This window comes from Paenibacillus sp. FSL W8-0426, from assembly GCF_037969725.1.
GTDB lineage: Bacteria > Bacillota > Bacilli > Paenibacillales > Paenibacillaceae > Paenibacillus > Paenibacillus hubeiensis.
Map to the genome: position 1 here is coordinate 2997574 of NZ_CP150203.1, position 18175 is coordinate 3015748.

Annotated in this window: 19 protein-coding genes and 1 pseudogene; 16 read left to right on the top strand and 4 right to left on the bottom strand. The window is 49.2% G+C overall.

The genetic code is table 11. The features are described 5' to 3' along the window. Window positions 1–24 precede the first annotated feature (24 nt). Both trxA and MKY59_RS13650 read left to right on the top strand, forming a co-directional pair. Complete coding sequence (trxA, locus tag MKY59_RS13645; protein WP_236417031.1) at window positions 25–342, top strand: thioredoxin; 318 nt, start codon at window positions 25–27, stop codon at window positions 340–342. 6 nt (window positions 343–348) lie between these two features. Beyond that, window positions 349–678 carry a thioredoxin family protein gene (locus tag MKY59_RS13650; protein ID WP_339278024.1) on the top strand — a complete coding sequence of 110 codons (330 nt, stop codon included), beginning with the start codon at window positions 349–351 and terminating at the stop codon, window positions 676–678. 148 nt (window positions 679–826) lie between these two features. Here the strand turns inward: MKY59_RS13650 and MKY59_RS13655 are convergent, their stop codons facing one another. Beyond that, on the bottom strand, window positions 827–1495 hold the full coding sequence (locus tag MKY59_RS13655) for a metalloregulator ArsR/SmtB family transcription factor (protein WP_339278025.1): 669 nt from the start codon (window positions 1493–1495) through the stop codon (window positions 827–829). 216 nt (window positions 1496–1711) lie between these two features. Here MKY59_RS13655 and MKY59_RS13660 point away from each other — a divergent pair, with 216 nt between their 5' ends. Then, window positions 1712–2053: a thioredoxin family protein gene (locus MKY59_RS13660; RefSeq protein WP_339278026.1), complete on the top strand. Its 342-nt coding sequence runs from the start codon at window positions 1712–1714 to the stop codon at window positions 2051–2053. A gap of 233 nt (window positions 2054–2286) precedes the next feature. On the opposite strand, the gene MKY59_RS13665 is transcribed toward MKY59_RS13660, so the two are convergent. Beyond that, complete coding sequence (locus MKY59_RS13665; protein WP_339278027.1) at window positions 2287–2664, bottom strand: MerR family transcriptional regulator; 378 nt, start codon at window positions 2662–2664, stop codon at window positions 2287–2289. Window positions 2665–2808: 144 nt separating this feature from the next. On the opposite strand from MKY59_RS13665, the gene MKY59_RS13670 reads away from it, so the two are divergent. Continuing rightward, window positions 2809–3780, top strand: coding sequence for an aldo/keto reductase family protein (locus tag MKY59_RS13670; protein WP_236417038.1), 972 nt, complete (start codon window positions 2809–2811; stop codon window positions 3778–3780). A gap of 388 nt (window positions 3781–4168) precedes the next feature. Next, window positions 4169–4582, top strand: coding sequence for a hypothetical protein (locus MKY59_RS13675; protein WP_339278028.1), 414 nt, complete (start codon window positions 4169–4171; stop codon window positions 4580–4582). A gap of 9 nt (window positions 4583–4591) precedes the next feature. Here the strand turns inward: MKY59_RS13675 and MKY59_RS13680 are convergent. Then, window positions 4592–5943: pseudogene (locus MKY59_RS13680) on the bottom strand (transposase). 369 nt (window positions 5944–6312) lie between these two features. Between MKY59_RS13680 and MKY59_RS13685 the strand changes: the two are divergent. The 6 genes from MKY59_RS13685 to MKY59_RS13710 all read left to right on the top strand — a co-directional run bounded on the left by MKY59_RS13685 (window position 6313) and on the right by MKY59_RS13710 (window position 11413). Continuing rightward, window positions 6313–7020: a lantibiotic protection ABC transporter ATP-binding protein gene (locus tag MKY59_RS13685; protein ID WP_339278029.1), complete on the top strand. Its 708-nt coding sequence runs from the start codon at window positions 6313–6315 to the stop codon at window positions 7018–7020. A 2-nt stretch (window positions 7021–7022) separates the two neighbouring features. Then, a complete protein-coding gene (locus MKY59_RS13690) occupies window positions 7023–7763 on the top strand; it encodes a lantibiotic immunity ABC transporter MutE/EpiE family permease subunit (protein WP_339278030.1) in 741 nt (246 codons plus the stop codon). 1 nt (window position 7764) lies between these two features. Next, window positions 7765–8523: a lantibiotic immunity ABC transporter MutG family permease subunit gene (locus MKY59_RS13695; protein WP_339278031.1), complete on the top strand. Its 759-nt coding sequence runs from the start codon at window positions 7765–7767 to the stop codon at window positions 8521–8523. A gap of 62 nt (window positions 8524–8585) precedes the next feature. After that, the gene (locus tag MKY59_RS13700) at window positions 8586–9245 is read left to right on the top strand and encodes a response regulator transcription factor (protein WP_339278032.1); all 660 of its coding nucleotides are present in this window, start codon (window positions 8586–8588) and stop codon (window positions 9243–9245) included. After that, window positions 9236–10627: a HAMP domain-containing sensor histidine kinase gene (locus MKY59_RS13705; RefSeq protein WP_339278033.1), complete on the top strand. Its 1392-nt coding sequence runs from the start codon at window positions 9236–9238 to the stop codon at window positions 10625–10627. The genes MKY59_RS13700 and MKY59_RS13705 overlap by 10 nt, the downstream gene beginning before the upstream one ends. Before the next feature lie 186 nt (window positions 10628–10813). Next, window positions 10814–11413, top strand: coding sequence for a sugar O-acetyltransferase (locus MKY59_RS13710; protein WP_339278034.1), 600 nt, complete (start codon window positions 10814–10816; stop codon window positions 11411–11413). Between the two features lie 296 nt (window positions 11414–11709). On the opposite strand, the gene dapA is transcribed toward MKY59_RS13710, so the two are convergent. Then, complete coding sequence (dapA, locus tag MKY59_RS13715; RefSeq protein ID WP_339278035.1) at window positions 11710–12597, bottom strand: 4-hydroxy-tetrahydrodipicolinate synthase; 888 nt, start codon at window positions 12595–12597, stop codon at window positions 11710–11712. Window positions 12598–12709: 112 nt separating this feature from the next. Here dapA and MKY59_RS13720 point away from each other — a divergent pair, with 112 nt between their 5' ends. The 5 genes from MKY59_RS13720 (at window position 12710) to MKY59_RS13740 (ending at window position 18042) form a co-directional block, all read left to right on the top strand. Continuing rightward, on the top strand, window positions 12710–13582 hold the full coding sequence (locus MKY59_RS13720) for a LysR family transcriptional regulator (RefSeq protein WP_236413779.1): 873 nt from the start codon (window positions 12710–12712) through the stop codon (window positions 13580–13582). Between the two features lie 166 nt (window positions 13583–13748). Beyond that, a complete protein-coding gene (locus MKY59_RS13725; protein ID WP_339278036.1) occupies window positions 13749–14669 on the top strand; it encodes a DUF4180 domain-containing protein in 921 nt (306 codons plus the stop codon). A 286-nt stretch (window positions 14670–14955) separates the two neighbouring features. Next, the gene (locus tag MKY59_RS13730) at window positions 14956–16008 is read left to right on the top strand and encodes an AraC family transcriptional regulator ligand-binding domain-containing protein (protein WP_339278037.1); all 1053 of its coding nucleotides are present in this window, start codon (window positions 14956–14958) and stop codon (window positions 16006–16008) included. 31 nt (window positions 16009–16039) lie between these two features. Further along, a complete protein-coding gene (locus tag MKY59_RS13735; protein WP_339278038.1) occupies window positions 16040–16834 on the top strand; it encodes an SDR family NAD(P)-dependent oxidoreductase in 795 nt (264 codons plus the stop codon). A gap of 197 nt (window positions 16835–17031) precedes the next feature. After that, entirely contained in the window at window positions 17032–18042 is a 1011-nt protein-coding gene (locus tag MKY59_RS13740; RefSeq protein ID WP_339278039.1) for a phosphotransferase, read from the top strand. The last annotated feature ends 133 nt before the right edge of the window (window positions 18043–18175 follow it).

The following is an 18175-nucleotide window of genomic DNA, read 5'->3' on the forward strand; positions in this document are numbered from 1 at the left end:
ATGATGATCAAGGGGGATTTATTTATGGGAGCAACAGCGCTGAATAAAGATACGTTTGAACCAACGATCCAGAGCGGGGTAACCCTGGTCGATTTTTGGGCACCTTGGTGCGGACCATGCCAGGTTCAACTGCCGATCGTGCATGAGCTGGCTGACGAATTGGCCGAGCAAGCGACGATGGCTACGGTGAACATTGACGAGGAATTGGATCTGGCCTCCAAATACGGCGTTCGAAGCATTCCCACCTTGCTGTTGTTCAAGGATGGCAAGCTGATGAAAACGATGGTAGGCATTACTTCCAAACAGGTGCTCAAAGACCGAATTAAAGAATTGGGAGCATAATTCAGTATGGGCCATGTTCTGGAACTGGGCTCCATTGGTGAAGTGCATGAATTCGTTCAAAACCACCGTTTGAGCATATTATATGTGACCCAGGAAGATTGCTCGGTGTGCCATGCCATTTACCCGAAACTGTTGAAATTGACCGATGAATTTCCCGAAGCCAAGCTGGGGCGGGTCGATGCTGGCAAAGTAAAGGAGGTTGCGGGGGAATTTTTGATTTTCTCGGCGCCTGCCATATCGGTATTTCTTGATGGGAAAGAGTATATTCGTGAAGGACGTTTTGTTCAATTCGATGGTTTGGCAAGCCGGCTGGAGCTGCTATCCCGCACCGAATAACACGCTTTAGCCGGATGATACACAAAAAGACTTCAAGCTATTCACTGGGATAGTCTTGAAGTCTTTTTATGCTGCGATCGATGAAATTCCCCGGTTTGTTCGTCTGCGCCGCTTGGTTGTAATCCGTTCCCGGGTTAACGTTTCATTTTCAATGTACTTCAAAATGCTCCTGCCATTCATTGAATCCTTCTTCCATACGAAAAGCTCTGAAGCCTTCGGATTGCAATTTTTGCGCCGCTAACGCAGAATACACGCACAAAGGTCCGCGGCAATAGGCAACGATCTCCGTATGTTTGGGCAATTCGCTCATCAGAACGTCCAAATTCTCCATAGGCATGGAGATGGCCCCTTGAATATGTCCCATGTCGTACTCTTCTTGAGGACGCAGGTCAACCAGTACAATGTCCTCGGAACGCAGTTTCTCCATGACTTCGTCCATCGTCAGCGTGCGAATGTCGTCGAGATTGTTCAGGAAATCCTCTTTCATCTTTCCGATATCAGGCAGCTGTTTTTCGCTGATTTTCCATAATGAACCGAGAAAATCGATAATTTCGGGATCGGCCAAAGAATAAATGGCGTAGGTTCCTTTTTTCGTGAACTTAACCAGCTTGGCATCAAGCAATATCTGAAGGTGACGGGAAACGTTCGCCATGTTCATGTCCGTGCAGCCAGCCAATTTTTCGACGGTTTTGGGTCCTTGGGACAATACGTTTAACATCTCCAGCCGCTTGTCGCTGGATAAAGCTTTTCCGATTCTGGCCAATTGTTTATAGAGGTCTTCTTTGAAAAGTCGCGCGCATTTCAGCATGTCTTCCATATGATCAGCCTCGATTCTTATCGTATCGTGAACTATGGGGGATGTCCCATAAGTTGATCAATCCATTGATTATTAGAATTTTAAACATGAAACGGAAGAGAGTCAAGCAAAGCGGGGGAGATGCGGATTGACAAATGGTCATTCACATGGTAATATTCAATTATATAATTGAATATTTGATAGATGACGATCATACGAAAACAGGGAGGTATTCCTATGAAAAAAATAAGTTCGAAATCCGAATTCGATACAGCGATCCAGTCGTCCAAACTTACGGTTGCGGTTTTTAAAGCAGACTGGTGCAGTGATTGCAAATTTATCGATCCGTTTATGCCGGAAGTGGAGCAAAAATTCGCCGATGCGCTGAATTTGATCGAGGTGGATGTGGATCAGGTTGGTTCGGTGAGCGAAGAGCAGCGCATTATGGGCATTCCCAGCTTTGTTGCCTATGCAGACGGTGTCGAGTTGAACCGGTTCGTCAACAAGTTGCGCAAATCGCGGGAGGAAATCGAGACGTTTTTGCAAAGTGCGGTGGAGGCAGGGCAAGCTCGTTCCTGAGACAAAGGGGACGGCTCGGCTCGCGGCCTAATTTAATATATCTTGACATGCTTAAACGACCGTTTCTTCGATGAAGGAAACGGTCGTTTCTATATGATGCATTCCATGTAATCCACAAAAAACATCCACACGTTAACGGAGAGATAGAGCCAATCTGGGGATAACGGCGATCGGAAGATGGTACTGCGCTCGCAGTGCCCTGATGGGATTTATTATTACGGTTTATATATGTACTAATTTGTATCGATATGAAAAATGCCAATCTCATTGTAATGCTCCAGCTTATAATCGATTGTGCCAAGACTGCAGTTCAGCATGTCCATTTGCTTCAAAATGTGCAGCCGATGCTGCTCCAGCATCTCCTTTCGCTGTTCGCTGGTGGAGGAACCCTCCAGGCATAACAGCATAAATGCTTTGATGTCCTCCAGAGACATGCCGCTGTCCTTCAGGCAGCGGACCAATTCCAGCCAGCATATATCCATCTCGGAATATTTGCGGGTGCCGTATTCCGTCTTTTTCAATAAAGGCATCAATCCTGCCCGGTCGTAGAAGCGCAATGTGGAAGGCGGCAGTTGGGTGCGTTCCGCGGCTTGTTTGATCGTATATTCCACGCAAATCTTCCTTTCGAAATAAATCGGTTGAATGGGCTTGACTTAAACATAAGTTTAACCACTATCCTAAGATTGTTCAATAGAGCGTTTTCACCAGAAAGAGGCTCTGGACTAACCAAACCATTCAATAGAGGAGTGATTCTGTTGAAATACAGAAGACTGGGCAGAAGCGGACTGAAAGTGAGCGAAATCGGATTGGGGAGCTGGCTGACCTATGGTTCGGCCACATCAGAGGAAGCGGCGCGCGCCTGTATGCATAAGGCATATGAGCTGGGCATCAACTTTTTCGACACATCCAATTCCTATCCGGGAGCCGAGGCGGTTATGGGCAGCACCCTTAAGGAGTATCCGCGCAGCAGTTACGTGTTGGCGACGAAGTTGTTTTTTCCGCAAGGTCCGGGGCCGAACGATCGCGGGTTATCCCGCAAACACATCATGGAGCAGTGCGAGGCGAGCTTAAAGCGACTGGGCACGGATTACATCGATTTGTATCAATGCCATCGTTTTGATGCGGAGACTCCCGTTGACGAGACGCTTCGGGCACTGGATGACCTGCAGGCGCAAGGCAAAATTTTGTATGCAGGCGTCAGCGAATGGACGGCAGCACAGATCGCGGAAGCTTCCGGCATCGGCAGACGCCTGAATCTGCGGCCGCTTATTTCCAATCAGCCCATTTACAACATGTTTGAGCGGTACATCGAAAGAGAGGGTGTTGTTGAACGATGCGAGCAGGAAGGGCTGGGGCTGATCGTGTTTTCTCCGCTGGCGCAAGGCGTGTTGACCGGCAAATACAAACCTGGACAGCAGATTCCCGAGGGCACGCGGGCCGCGAATGATCAAACGAATGGCGTCATCAACAGCTATTTGCGCGACGACGTGCTCCAGTGCACCGCACAGCTTTCCGAACTGGCTGAAGAAATCGGGGCGTCGTTGTCCCAATTCGCTTTGGCATGGATTCTGCGTCAGCCTGCCGTGAGTTCGGCCATCATTGGCTCCAGCAGACCCGCGCAAATCGAAGAGAACATCAAAGCGACGGAGCTGGAGCTAACGCCGGATATCATTTCGCGTACGGAGGAAATTTTGTCCCAAGTCAGTCATTTCGCACCAATGAGATAAGAGAAGTCGATCACAGGTGCCAGCGAGCTTAAGGCTGAAATGTTTCCCCTCAGAAAATTGATAATTTTGAATTTTTCCACAAGAACCGAAGGGTTGGGCTACCAGCACTTCGGTTTTTGGCATGTAAAGAGAATATTGTTGGCAACAACATTCCCTTCCTATAACTTATAGAGGACAACATAGTGGATTAGTCGTCTTCCTTCTAATTACGGATTCAATCGTATATTTTGAAATAAGTTTTGGATATTTTCAAACAAATGGAAAGAATGAGGTATACTGAATTAAAGGGAATATCAGTAAAATGATATGGACATATCAAATTTATATTTAAGGATGTTAATTCTATGATAATGATACTAAGTGATTAAATGAATAATGGAGGAGAATGATGAAAAATAATAAGGTGTTGTGGGCGTCTATATCTATAATTATTTTAGTAGTCACCATGTCTCTTACTGGTTGTTTGAAAGTTCAAACAAGGATTATTCTCATGGGAGAGAGCGAACATTGGAGAGGCGAGTTCGATACTGCAGTAACAAGTGGAAGAGAAGAAAATGGAGAGTATACTATATTATACACAAAGGATAATTGGGGAGATATTAGAGGATATAAAATTGATATAAATGAAGGGAGAAATAAAAGACAGGAAGAAGGCGGTTTAGCTTCAAATGTTATAAAGTTCCCTATAACGCGAACAAAAGGTTCCCAAGTCAGTAGTAATGAAGACCAAACTATTGTCATCGAGTGGAAAGATCTCAATGGTAACAACTTTGAAGAAAAACTGACTTTAAAAGAAAAATAACTTATTAACTCAACTTTCGCAGCTCAAATCTCCAAACAAACCCTTGATATAGCTGGGTAAACCAGAGATCCATTCTTGTCGTTGACAAAAAAAGTCCGTTTTGTTCTGTTTTGTTTTTGCTTGAGACATGTCGAGAAATAAACTCATCAGTTGCAGAAGCGCCGTCTGGAAGTCCAGATCACGAACCTCATCGGCAAAGAGAAAAAAGAGTCCTCCCAGTGTGCGGTCATCACTGGTTTCGCGCCGTTCATATTCCATCGCCAACTAACGGCTGAATACCACCGTCGTGTGGCTAATCAGTTGGTCAAAGGAGCGTCCTTGAAATTCGGTTCCCAGTTTCAAATAGCTCTTCGTAACTTTAAAAAGGTCTCAATACTCCAACGCATCCCATAGATTCGTACAATTTCAGCGGCGTCCAGCGTAACATCTGTACTCAAAATGGTGAGCCATTCTCGTCTCTTATTTCGGTTGCGCACAAATACAAGCTTCACGGGCAGACCACACGAAGTATGCACAACCACAGAACCTTTGATGTCGTTTGTACTCGATTTGGGCAGGCTTTGAAACACGGCACTCAGTGTCATTCGCTGTCCCTGTACGAGATATCGCTGCTTCATTTCTTTGATCATTCCAATCACAGGCAGACCTCGGTCTGTGAGCTGGCGAAGAAGTGGAGCTTGCGTAAACCAACTGTCCGTGAGCACGTAATCCGCAGTGAAGCCGGCTTTTAAAGCTCGGTCTAACAAGCCTACAACCGCATCAGGCTTACGGAAAAAAGACTCCATTCGGCGTTTGTATCCATGGCTACGCCTCGAGAGATGGGAGGCCATTTCGCAAAAGCGATTGGCTAGTTTGGCGGAAGACAGCATGACAAAATCGAGCGGGGCAAAGCTAAAACCGTCCGACCAACCGAGGGTGAGCATGGTGTAGCCTTTGATGTATTTGCCTGTGGAGTGGTCAAATACACGTGCCAGCAGCTCTGCTTTTTTACTCCGGTTCCGGCTAAGTACTGAATCGTCAACGATAAATACACGCACGCGTTTGGAGGAAATGAGCGATTCAAAATAGCGTACGACCTGAAGACTTAATGTCTGCAAAAATCGCCGCCAGGCAAAGGAAGATTGATTCAAGAATCGATAGACAACATCTTTTCCTGGCAGGTCGGCTCCGCGGTCACTTTCCAGAAGGCGAAACCAATTTTTTCCTTCAAAAACCAACGAGAACACGATTCGAAAAATGGCTAAACTGGAAAGACCAAATGATTTGGAAATGCCTGCATGCCGCAAGGCTTTCCCGATGTGAAGTGTAGCAAAAAGTTTAGAAAAACGAGACTGTTCAGACAGGGAATGTTGTTGTAACATAGGGTTACACACCTTTCTTGTTGGCATGGTTGGTCGCACTTCCATGATACCAAACAAGCGAGGTGTTTTTTTGTCAATGCGAGTAAATCTACTGAATTATCCTTACGCACTCAATGGTTTAAGCCATTTTTCTAGGTGCGAAAGTTGAGTTATTAATAAACATCGAAAGCAAGGAAGGAATTCGGCTGTAAAACATGGCATACAATTGAACAGACGTTTTGCATGATGGGGTTAGCCAGTTATTGCTGGCTGGCCTTTTTTGCATGTTTTTGTTTGAAATTTCGATTTCTAATGGGATCCTTATAAAATCCTTAGAATTGTTTTATAACATTCTTTTCAAGGACACATACGAAAAGGATGAAGACGAGAATGGAACCATTTATTTTGCAAACCGAGCATTTATGCAAGACGTTTAAATCACAAATCGCGGTCAACGAAGTATCGCTTGCAATCCGGCGCAATACCGTTTACGGGCTGCTCGGACCGAACGGCGCCGGGAAGTCGACGATGCTCAAAATGTTGACCGGCATGCTGAAACCGACCTCCGGGGAGATCCGTTTCGAAGGCCGGCCCTGGACGCGGGCAGACCTCCATCAGATCGGCGCGTTGATCGAAACGCCGCCCCTGTACGACAATTTGACGGCACGCGAAAACTTGAAGGTCCGGTGCACGCTCTACGGATTGCCTGATTCCCGGATTGACGAAGTGCTTCAACAGGTCGATCTGACAGGAACGGGACGCAAACGTGCAGGCCAATTCTCCCTCGGCATGAAGCAGCGCCTCGGCATTGCGATTGCGTTGTTGAATCATCCCAAGCTGCTTATTCTCGATGAGCCGACCAATGGCCTCGATCCGATCGGCATTCAGGAGCAGCGCGCATTGATCCGCTCTTTTGCCGAACAAGGCATTACCGTCATCGTTTCCAGCCACATCCTCTCGGAAGTGGAGCAGGTTGCCGACGATATCGGCATTATGGCCGGAGGGGTTCTCGCTTATCAAGAAGCCGTGAAACCCGGTCAACAACTGGAGCCGTTGTTCATGCAGATCGCCAGCAAACATCGCAAGGAGGGAGCGTGAGCATGAGCCAATATATTCGTATTCTTCGAGCCGAACATCTCAAGCTCAAACGAACGTTTACGCGCAAATTGATATTGACGGCCCCGCTGCTTACGTTATTTCTATGTTTCATGTTAATGGGAGGGCGTTTCTTTCAAAGCGGAAGCTTGAACTGGTGGTATACCATGATCTTGCCCGGTGCGCTGACGCTGATGTGCAGCGGCGTGCTTCGCAAGGATGGAGGAAAGCTCCGATATCGTCCGATCCTTTCGCTGCCGATACCTGCATCGCTGAGTTGGCTGGGCAAAATCGGCGAAGTGGTCATTCTGTTTTTCGGAGCGTCGATGTTTTTGTGGGTCGCTTTACTCGCTGTAGGATTGCTCTTGCCTGGTACCATCTCAGCCATGGACAGTCTGCTGGGTACGCTGGCCATTTTCGCCACGTTCCTCTGGCAAATTCCGTTTTGCCTCTTTCTGGCAGACCGTGTCGGCACCTTCGTTACGCTGATCATAAGCATGATCGGCAACTTCGGAGCAGGCGTTATTTTTCTCCCGACGTCGGATCTATGGTGGATTCCTTACGGCATTCCCAGCCGGTTGATGTGCGCCATCATTCAAGTGCTGCCGAACGGGCTTCCGGTGCCTGCCGGCGATCCGCTTCTGGATCAATCGGTCATTCTGCCGGGATTGCTTATCAACATCGGATGGTTCGTGCTGCTGTCCTTCATAACGGCCAAAGCATTCCAGGGCAAGGAGTCGAAGTAAAATGAGCATGTTCATTCGTTATATGCGTGCCGATGTGATCAAGCTGCGCAGACAATCGCTGCCATGGATTCACCTGGCGATCCCGTTCATCGGCATCGTGCTGTTTCTTTCGTATTATGCATTCACACCGTATTCCGATGCCTCCAAAATCGATGGATACCTGCAGGCCGTTGCCATTGCACTGCCTGCAATCATCGGCATCGTATGTGCAATTGCCGCGGAACAGGAGTATAATGCAGGAGGCTTTCAACATTTGCTGACATCACCGGTCAAGGTGATTCCTTTTCTTAGCAAGCTCAGCCTTCTCCTGGTGTTTGGTTTGGCAAGCATCCTAACGGCGGCCGTAGGATTCGGCGTTGGAAATGTATTCATTTTGCAAAATGAAATGCAGGATATATCTTTTTACATACTGGCGGGACTGATCTTGTTCGGCAGCAGCATATTCCTTTACGTATTTCATTTTATCGTTAGTTTGAGATGGGGAAGAGGTGCTTCCATGGGACTGGGCATCGCGGGGAGTCTGGTGTCTGCGCTGCTGTTGACCGGACTGGGGGACGCCAATTGGGTTTACGTTCCGTTTGCCTGGCCATCCCGATTGATCACCTTGTGGTCAAGGTTTGCAGGCGAGGCTGCAAGCTCCGTACCTGCGCATTCGATGTTGGGCATGGGAATCGCCTGTCTGGCGGCGGGGACCCTCTTGATGATTGCAATATCAGTTGCATGGGTATGGCGTTGGGAAGGAAAGCATGCGCTTGAATAGGATCAGCGGGTTGGATTGCCCATGGATATCATGAAGTGAAAAAGAAGGAGGGTGGTCCGAACATGGCACGACTATTGGCCGTTGACGACGAACCTGCCGTGCTCGCGCTGCTATCGAACATTCTGCAAAAGGACGGTCATCTGGTGACGGCCGTTTCCGACCCGTCCACCGTGCAGGATCAACAGCTTGGAACCTTCGATTTGATCATGCTTGATGTGATGATGCCCGGGATTGACGGTTTCCAATTATGCCGGCAAATTCGGGACAAGGTCGATTGTCCCATTCTGTTCCTTACCGCCAAATCGATGGAAGGGGATATCATGTCCGGCCTTGCCGAAGGAGCGGACGATTACATCGTCAAGCCGTTTGGCGCCGGAGAGCTGAGAGCAAGAATCCAGGCCCATTTAAGGCGCGAAAATCGCGAAAAGCGTAACGTGCTGTGCATCGGCGACATGCATTTCAATTTGTCCGGAAAGGAAATACGGGTTCGGGGTCAGGACGTTCCTTTAACCAAAAGCGAATACGCCATCTGTGAATTTCTCGCGATGAAGCGGGGACAGGTGTTTTCCCGGGAACAAATCTATGAATCGGTGTTTGGGTATGAAGGAGAGAGCGATTCTTCCACGATCGTGGAGCACGTCAAAAACATTCGCGCCAAGCTGAACCGGGTTGGCGAAGCGCCGATCGAGACCGTGTGGGGGATCGGTTACCGATGGAAATGACGACACGACCGAAGAATCGGAAACCGACCAGGCTGCGTTCCTTGTTTATGAAATACCTCATGTTTTTCTGCGCAGGGATCATCGTGCTCGGATTGCTGTTGGGAGGCCTCTTCATTGCCATGCTGTCCTGGGGAGCCATTCTTCCTGCCAATTACGCGGAAAAGCAAGCGGCGGCTGCCGCCGCTTCATTCGAGCAGGAAGGAACCGTCCCTTCTTCTGATGACGCGTTGTTCCGATATGCTTTGTTGTCATCCGATGGGGAATGGGCAGCGGGAACGTTATCCCCAAGGGATGCTTTACAAGCTTGGACCGAGCTTAAGGAACGGATGGTCAACACAAGCCTTACCCATGTTTACGTGAAAGCCGTTCATCAGGATCAGGTGATGCTGTTCCGTTACTCCGTCTCTGCGCAATTCGAGCCTTTATGGCTGCGAAACGTTATACCGAGCGCAGAGATTGCTTTCTTTGCTGCCTTTCTCGGCTTGCTGATCGGCGGAGTTCTGTGGCTTGCATCGGCTTTTGGGCGGACGTTGTCGCTCAAGCTGAGGGGGCTCAGGCAGGCGGCAGAGCATGTGCAGAACCAGGACTTGGACTTTGAGATTCGAATGAGCGGCGTCAGCGAGATCGATCAGATCCTGGACTCGATGCATCAGATGAAAGAAGCGCTTCGCAGCTCGCTTCAGCAGCAGTGGAAGTTGGAGCAGAGCCGCCGCGAGCAAATTTCCGCCTTGGCCCATGACGTCAAAACGCCGCTGACCATTGTACGGGGAAACGTCGAACTGTTGTCCGAAACCGGGCAAACGGCAGAGCAGCAGGAATATACCGCTTATATCACCGATAGCGTCCGCCAGATGGAGCAATACATTCGAACCTTGATCGATATAGCGAATACCGAAACATCCATGTCTTTGAACAGGAGAGAGGTAGATGCGCATCAATTCGTCGAACGGGTAAAAGGACAGATCCACGCCTTGGTTGCAGTCAAAAAACAGCATGCGGTTTGGGCGGCTTCTTCGTTCCCTCCAAGGTTTTATGCCGATGAAGACTTGCTGGAGCGAGCGTTGATGAACGTGGTCCATAACGCTTCAGACCATATGGCAGAACATCAACAAATGACGATTCGAATGGAGGGGGCGGGACAAGGCGTGCGATGGACGATCATCGACGAAGGCCCTGGTTTTTCGGCCGAGGCGCTCAAATATGCCACCGATCAATTCTATATGGGAGATGCCTCCAGAAGCTCCACCGGCCACTATGGAATGGGGCTTTACATCTCGCAGCACATCATGCAAATGCACGGGGGAATGCTTCGTCTCGGCAATTCGGATGAAACCGGAGGGGCCCAAGTGACGCTGGAAATTCCCGTCGGTGCCAAACGATAACTGAATAGCGGCAGCTCTTGGTTTGGCCCTGAACCATGGCTGCCGCTATTTGGTATGCATGGATTGGATTTATGACGATTTTCGCGTCAGAGAAATGAAGGATTTTTTAGGGTAGACAATCCGTTTAAATTCATATATGTTAATACTTATTAAAAGTATAATATGAAGTGAAGGCGGGTAAGCGGAATGAAGACAGAGAAACAAAAAATGCTGGACGGAGAACTTTATAAGGCCTGGGACCCGGAATTGACGCGTGATCGGACCCATGCCAGAAGACTGACCCGAATGTACAATCAGACCACCGAAGCGGATGAGGAGAAGCGTGTACAGATTCTGAAAGAACTGTTTGGCTCGACTGGCGAGAACCTGAGCATGGAACCGAATGTGCGGGTGGATTATGGATACAATGTGCACGTCGGCGATCATTTTTACGCGAATTTCGATTGCACTATTCTGGATGTATGTGAAGTACGGATCGGGCATCACTGCTTGTTCGGACCGGGCGTTCACGTGTACACTGCGACTCATCCCGTTGACCCGTACGAAAGAAGCCAAGGACCGGAATACGGCAAACCGGTAACGATCGGTAACCATGTCTGGGTCGGCGGGCGCTCTGTTATCAATCCGGGCGTGACCATTGGCAACAATGTCGTCATCGCTTCAGGATCGGTGGTCACCAAGGATGTACCCGACAACGTGATCGTCGGTGGAAATCCTGCAAGAGTGATTCGAAAGATCGAGGAAACCTCGATGAATCGGAATGACAACGAAATGGATAAAGGCTAAGCTGGACGTTAACCCGAATTCATTTTGATGGGGCACGATCCCATACAAGACACTTTATGATGTACAAGCTTTTGCGTGTGCCGTCCTTCGCTGCGGACATTCAGTTTATGGAAACGGCGAACCGATGCCGTCTTATCCCGAGGTCGTGCTGACGCAAACATTTCAGCAGGATTTCGAGACGGGACTCCGTTTGCTGGCAATGGACGCATTACACCCTTCAATGCAAGATAGTATACACATTAAATAAACGAGCGCCTCCGCCAGGAGACGCTCGTTTTGATCGTTAAAAGAACAACTTATGCATAAGAAACGATGGTATTCATGAGGTTTTGCTTGAGCTGATCCGATGCGGGCATGAGCGGCAGCCGCAATTGTCCGGTCGCGATGATCTCTTGCTGGGACAGCCACCATTTGATGGCTGCGGGAGCAGGTTCCGAGAAGACCTGGCGAATCAACGACTCCACCTCTTTGAAGCTGTCTCGGGCGCCTGTAACGTCGCCGCTTGCAAAGCGCTGGTAGATGTCCACGTATTTCGGCAAGTTCAGGTGCGCGGATGCAAGCATGCCGCCGGCAGCCCCTTGGCAGAGCATTGCGTGGAAATAGGAATCCTCCCCGCACAGAATCGGTTTCGTATCATGCTTCGTCAACTGGAGGAGCAGGTCCAGTCCGCCGGAGCTGTCTTTCAGGCCGATTACGCCATCCAGGTCAAGCACGGTGCGAATCGTGTCGAGCGTCATCCGACTGCCGGTACGTGCCGGAATTTCGTATACCAGAACAGGCAAGCCGGTGCCGGATGCGGCGCGAAAATGCTCCACAATGCCTTCTTGCGTAGGACGGTTGTAATATGGAGTGACCACCATGGCCGCGTCTGCACCGATTTTGGCAGCCATTTCCGTGCGTCGTACCGTAGAGTACGTATCATTGGTTCCCGTGCCGACGACGATTGGAATGGTTTTGTTCAGCTCTTTGAGCACATCCTGCGTCGTTTGTACCAGTTGCGCAACTTCGTCCCAGGATACGGTCGGCGATTCGCCCGTCGTGCCGTTTACGACAAGGCCTTGAATGTCGTGCTCTGCCAAATAAGTGACGTAATTCCGGTAAGACTCGATGTCCAGCTTATGATCGCTCGTAAAAGGTGTAATCACCGGTATGAAAATCCCATGAATATGTTTTTCGTTCATCATGATCAGTTATCCCTTCCCGTTGGATTGATTCTAATGTAACATAGGAGTGGATATCAGAGTTATCTATAATAAACGATGATTCTAATCAATTTTTTCGATGAGGTGACCCGGATTGGATTTCATCTACCTTCAAACGTTTCGCGAGGTGGCCATACGCGAAAGCTTTACAAGAGCCGCAGAAGTGCTCGGCTACGCGCAATCCAGCGTGACGACCCAAATTCAGAAGCTCGAAAAGGCTTATGACGTCAAGCTGTTCGAACGATACAGCAACAATAAAATTCGCTTGACCTCCGCAGGGGAGGAACTGTTCAAGCTCGCAGGGCAAATGCTGGAATTATTTGAGCAGTCCAAAGAGAAAATGGCCAAGCAAGGCGGAGGTTCCATGACGATCGGCACGATGGATTCGATTGCTTCCTATTACCTGCCAACCTATATGCAGGCAACCCGAAAAGAGTATCCCGAACTGAACATTCGTTTGCATACGGATTCGGAAGAATTGATCTTGCATCAGGTGAAGGAAGGGGAAGCCGACGTTGGGCTGATTCTTGCGGACGATTCCAGCGATCCTGCTTTGCAGTGGATAAGGATCAGGGAGGAACCCCTAGTGCTCATCGTTCACCCCGGCCATCCTCTGCTCAGCAAGGAAGAAATTGTTCTGGACGACCTGAACGATGCGGAATGGATCATGCCCGAGCATACGTGCAACTACCGGCAGCTGCTGGAACGCGTGCTTCGCGCGAACGGCATTCCGTATCGGGTAGGGTTGGAACTGGGCAATCCCGAGGCAATCAAGCGCAGCATCAAAACCGGGGAAGGCATATCCATCTTGCCGCAGATGGCAGCCATGGAGGAGATCGAACGCGGGGAACTGATGACACTGCCTTTCGATCATCCCGAGCTGAAGCTGGAGATTCAGCTGGTTCTGCATCCCAAGAAGTGGGTGTCCAACGCCTTGCGGCATTTTATGGATATACTGAAAGTATAACTAGTGGCACATGTGTAACAGCCGTTTTCCGATTGATGATCGGGGAGCGGTTGTTTTTTTTCATAAAAGTGATCCAACAACTTTATCGTATATTTACTATACGAGTAACCTATGTTACAGTTAACACAAGTTTCAAATAACATAAGAATGGGGAGAAGAGGATACGATGTCCATCCAATATGCCATACTCGGGCTGCTGAGCTGGAAACCGGCTTCGGGCTATGAGCTGAAAAAAGTCATCGAGCAGTCCCCGACCATGCATTGGTCCGGCAACAACAATCAAATTTACCGCTCCCTTGTCCAATTGCTGGACAAAGGCTACGTGACCAATGAAGTTCAGCACCAGGAGAGCTCCCCATCCAAAAAAGTGTACAGCATCACGGATGCAGGATGGTCCAGATTGAAAGAATGGGTCCTTACCGAACCGGAGCTTCCCGAGTTCAAAAACACGTTCCTGATTCAATTGGCATGGTCTGAAGCGTTGAGTGACGAGGAATTGCTTGAGTTGTTGTCGCAGTATGAGAGCAGAATCCAGGCAGAGCTTCTGTACCAACAGGAAAAACTGAACCGGGGCGTCCCGGCACCTCATCGGAGCGAACGCGAAACGTTCATATGGAACAAAATCTCCGAAAATCTGTTGTCGTCCTATCACCATGAATTGGAATGGCTCCAAAGCGTCCGCGAAGAACTTCACCAAACCAAAACAAGCAAGGAGATGACCCGAATGAATCATACCATTGTTGAACAAGACGGACGAAAGTATATCGAAGTATTATCCGCCGAAACGCCCCTTGGCACGGAACAGGATGCGCTTGACCTGATCGGGTTGTGCATGGAAAAAGAGATTAGCTTGCTTATGCTGCATGGCGAGGCTCTTTCCGACGATTTCTTCAAGCTGAGAACAGGGGTGGCCGGCAAAATGATTCAAAAATGGATCAACTACCGCGTCAAAACGGCTGCTGTCATCCCGGCGGAATTGGCCCAGCAGGGACGTTTTAAAGAAATGGCCGCTGAATCCAGCGGCAGCAGCGCATTTCGCATATTTGAACATAAACACGACGCGCAGCAGTGGCTGTTGAAAGATTAAACACTAAAGACACGCAATCTTGATCGATTGTCATTCCAAAGTTCAATGCCATCGCCTAAAAAAGCCGCATAAGATGCGGTTTTTTTAGGCGATGGCATGTTCGTTCTCTCCCATTTTCTACATGTGCAGGCTCAACAGGCAATTGGAAGTCGGCGCGATTAGCAAGCATGCTGTCGTGCTTTGCTAGTTACATGGCATTACGGAAAGGATATGATAAGTACCGTAGGCTCATAAGCAAGCTGCTTTACATCCGAATGTGTCAGTCCGCAGAAGGAGGCGCAAACAAATGACAACCGATTCCTTTGATCGCATCAAAATGCCGCCGGGTTTCTGGGAAGGGCTGCGTCAATTGGGGATTGCTCCGCAGGACGTAGCTCGTAAAGCCGGATTGCCGCTCACGATCATTTCCGAACCAGCCGTAAACACCGCCCAATATTACGCAATTTGGCAGGCGTATTCCGACCTGGCAGGCGATATTGCCCAAGGCATGATCAAACTTGCCACGATTTATGAAACAGCGAAATATCCGCCAACCGTGCTAGCGACATACCATGCCCGGGATTATCGGGATGCCTTGCAGCGGATGGTCCGATATAAACAGCTCTGTCCTCCCGAAAGCTTGCGCATGAGCGAGAACGGCGAGGAATGTGCCATTACATTGGAGTGGCTCGTTGCCGACCAATCTTGCCCGCCATTGCTTGTAGGCATCACACTGGCATTCCTGCTTGAATTGGGACGGCGGGGCACAGGCCAGCCTTTGACGGCGCGCGCCGTGGAATTCACGCAGCCGATGGGGGATATGCATGCGCTCGAAGCATACTTTGGATGCCAAGTCCGGACAGATGCCGATCACAATCGGTTGACGCTGCACCGGAACGATCTGGATCGTCCTTTTTTGACCTACAATGAACAACTTTTGGAGATTCTGACCCCTGCATTGGACCGCACGCTGGATGAACACCAGGGAAGTCGCTCCGTGTCGGACATGGCCAAATGGATCATGAAGCGCAGCCTATCCGGGGGGCGTCCCGATATCCGGACGGTTGCCAAGGAATTAGGCATGAGCGATCGTACGCTGCAGCGCCGGCTAACCGATGAAAACACAAGTTTCAATCATTTGCTTACGCAAGCAAGACATGAACAGGCACGGATGTATTTGGCAGACGCATCGCTCGATATCAAGGAAGTAGCCTTTTTAATCGGATATGAAGACCAGAACTCGTTTTACCGCGCATTTCGCGCCTGGGAAGGCGATACCCCCGCTCATTGGCGCAGCGCGCATGCAGAGACGCATGACGAAGCCGCATCCACGCCTGCAGATCGACCGGATTTCCATTAAACGACGAGAACAGAAAAGGGAGAAATGCACTATGGATATGGGATTGAACCACAAAACCGCGTTAGTAACAGGATCGACGAAAGGAATCGGCAAAGCTATTGCCATTGAATTGGCCAAAGAAGGCGTTAACGTACTCATCAATGGACGAAATTCTGAAGAGGTAGAACGCGTAGTCGGCGAAATCAAGTCTGCCTATCCGAATACGTCCCCACAAAATGCGGCAGCCGATATCGTGAATGCCGCCGGGCGCGAAGCCTTGTTCGAAAAGTTCCCTCAGATAGATATTTTAGTGAACAACGCCGGCATTTATGAGATCATGTCATACGATGATGCGGACGAGGCCGTGTGGGAAAAATATATTCAGACCAACGTGCTTGCCGCAAACGCGCTGACCAAATTGTATATGCCCCGCATGCTGAACAACGGCTTTGGGCGGGTCATCTTTATTGCGAGCGAAGAAGCGGTGATGCCGTCCGGACAGATGCCGCAATATGCGATAACCAAATCCATGCTGCTCTCCTTGTCGAAGAGCTTGTCCAAATTGACGGCAGGCACGGAGGTAACGGTCAACACGATCATGCCTGGACCGACGCTCTCCGAGAACGTGCAGCAGATCATCGAGAGCATCATTCAGGACGAGAACATGACGTTCGAAGAAAAAGAAAAAACCTTCATGGCCGCCAATCTTCCGCAATCCGAATTGCAGCGGTTCATCAGACCGAACGAGATCGGCAGGCTTGCGGCATTTGTATGCAGTCCCTACGCGACCCCGTTCAAGGGTTCCCCGATCCGCATGGATGGAGGAATGGTGCCGACGATTTTCTAATCGTTCGCGTTATTCCCGACATGAAACGATTGACACTGTTCCAACATTTGGATAACATGAACTCATGAATTTCATGCATGTCCATTTGATCCATACGCCCAACCGGCAGACAGGGAAATTGGTGTCTGTGGTTTGGGCTGTTTTGTTATACAGGCCTTCATCTCATGCAAAAATCCAATCATACGGAGGTCGTTGATATGAACAACAAACAGCAAGAGAATCAGGCGATGGTGGAACAAGCATTGCGACGGTATACGACGGGGAGTTTGCCTCAGTTTACATTTTTGGGGGGATCGCAGAATCAGGCCTATGAGTACAAACAGGACGATAGAAATCTCATCTTGAGATTGACGCCAATCGCCAATCGTTCGGAGTTGATGGTACAAGGTGAGTTGGATTGGCTCCTTTTTTTAGCGGACAAAGGCATTTCGTTGTCCAAACCCATACCTTCGATTCAGGGGAAACGAACGGAAGTGGTTTACTCCATGGAAGGTGGGGCGATCTGTGTTGTATTTGAAAAAGCACAGGGAAGAAAAGTGGAGTATCCGGAATGCCTGGGGGATAACGCTTTATATGAACGGTTGGGCCGGTTAACGGGAAAAATGCATGCGTTGTCGAGGGAATATGTGCCGGCCAAACACCAGCTCAAAAGGCATGAGTGGCATCAAAACTGGTACCTGCAGCATCTCGATTTGCTGCCGCAATCACATGTTAAGGCGCGTCGCCAATGCAGCACATTGATCCGCGAAATCGGTTCATTACCGAAAGATGCCCAATCCTATGGGCTGATCCACGGCGATATCAATGTCGGCAACTTCAGGGTAAGCGGGCAAGGGAAGATCACGCTGTTCGATTTTGATGAAGCGCAGTACAGCTGGTATGTGGAGGACATCGCGGTACAACTGTATTATTTGGTGTATGTCTATGGCGGGGAACAAGGGGCGGAACTACGTGCACAGCAGGCACGGCGATTCATGGATCCTTTTATGAAGGGCTATCGGGAGGAACATCATCTGGACGAATACTGGCTGCGGAAGCTTCCGCTGTTTCTGAAATTACGGGAGATCATCGTATATATCGGTTCATTTCGAAACTGGGACGGGGACGAAACCTTCAGCAGTTCGAATAACCAGTGGTTCAAGGACTGGATAACAGAAAGCAGGGCTAGGATCGAAAACGGCATTTCGATCGTCGACATATGGAGTTAGGAGAACCACATGGATATCTAACAGATAGCAGCTCCGGCTCAATTATCGTGCTATAACACGATGGAGCGATATTTGTTGTATGATTTATCGTAGTTGAACGATTCATGCACTGGAATTTTACAGCAGGGGAAGA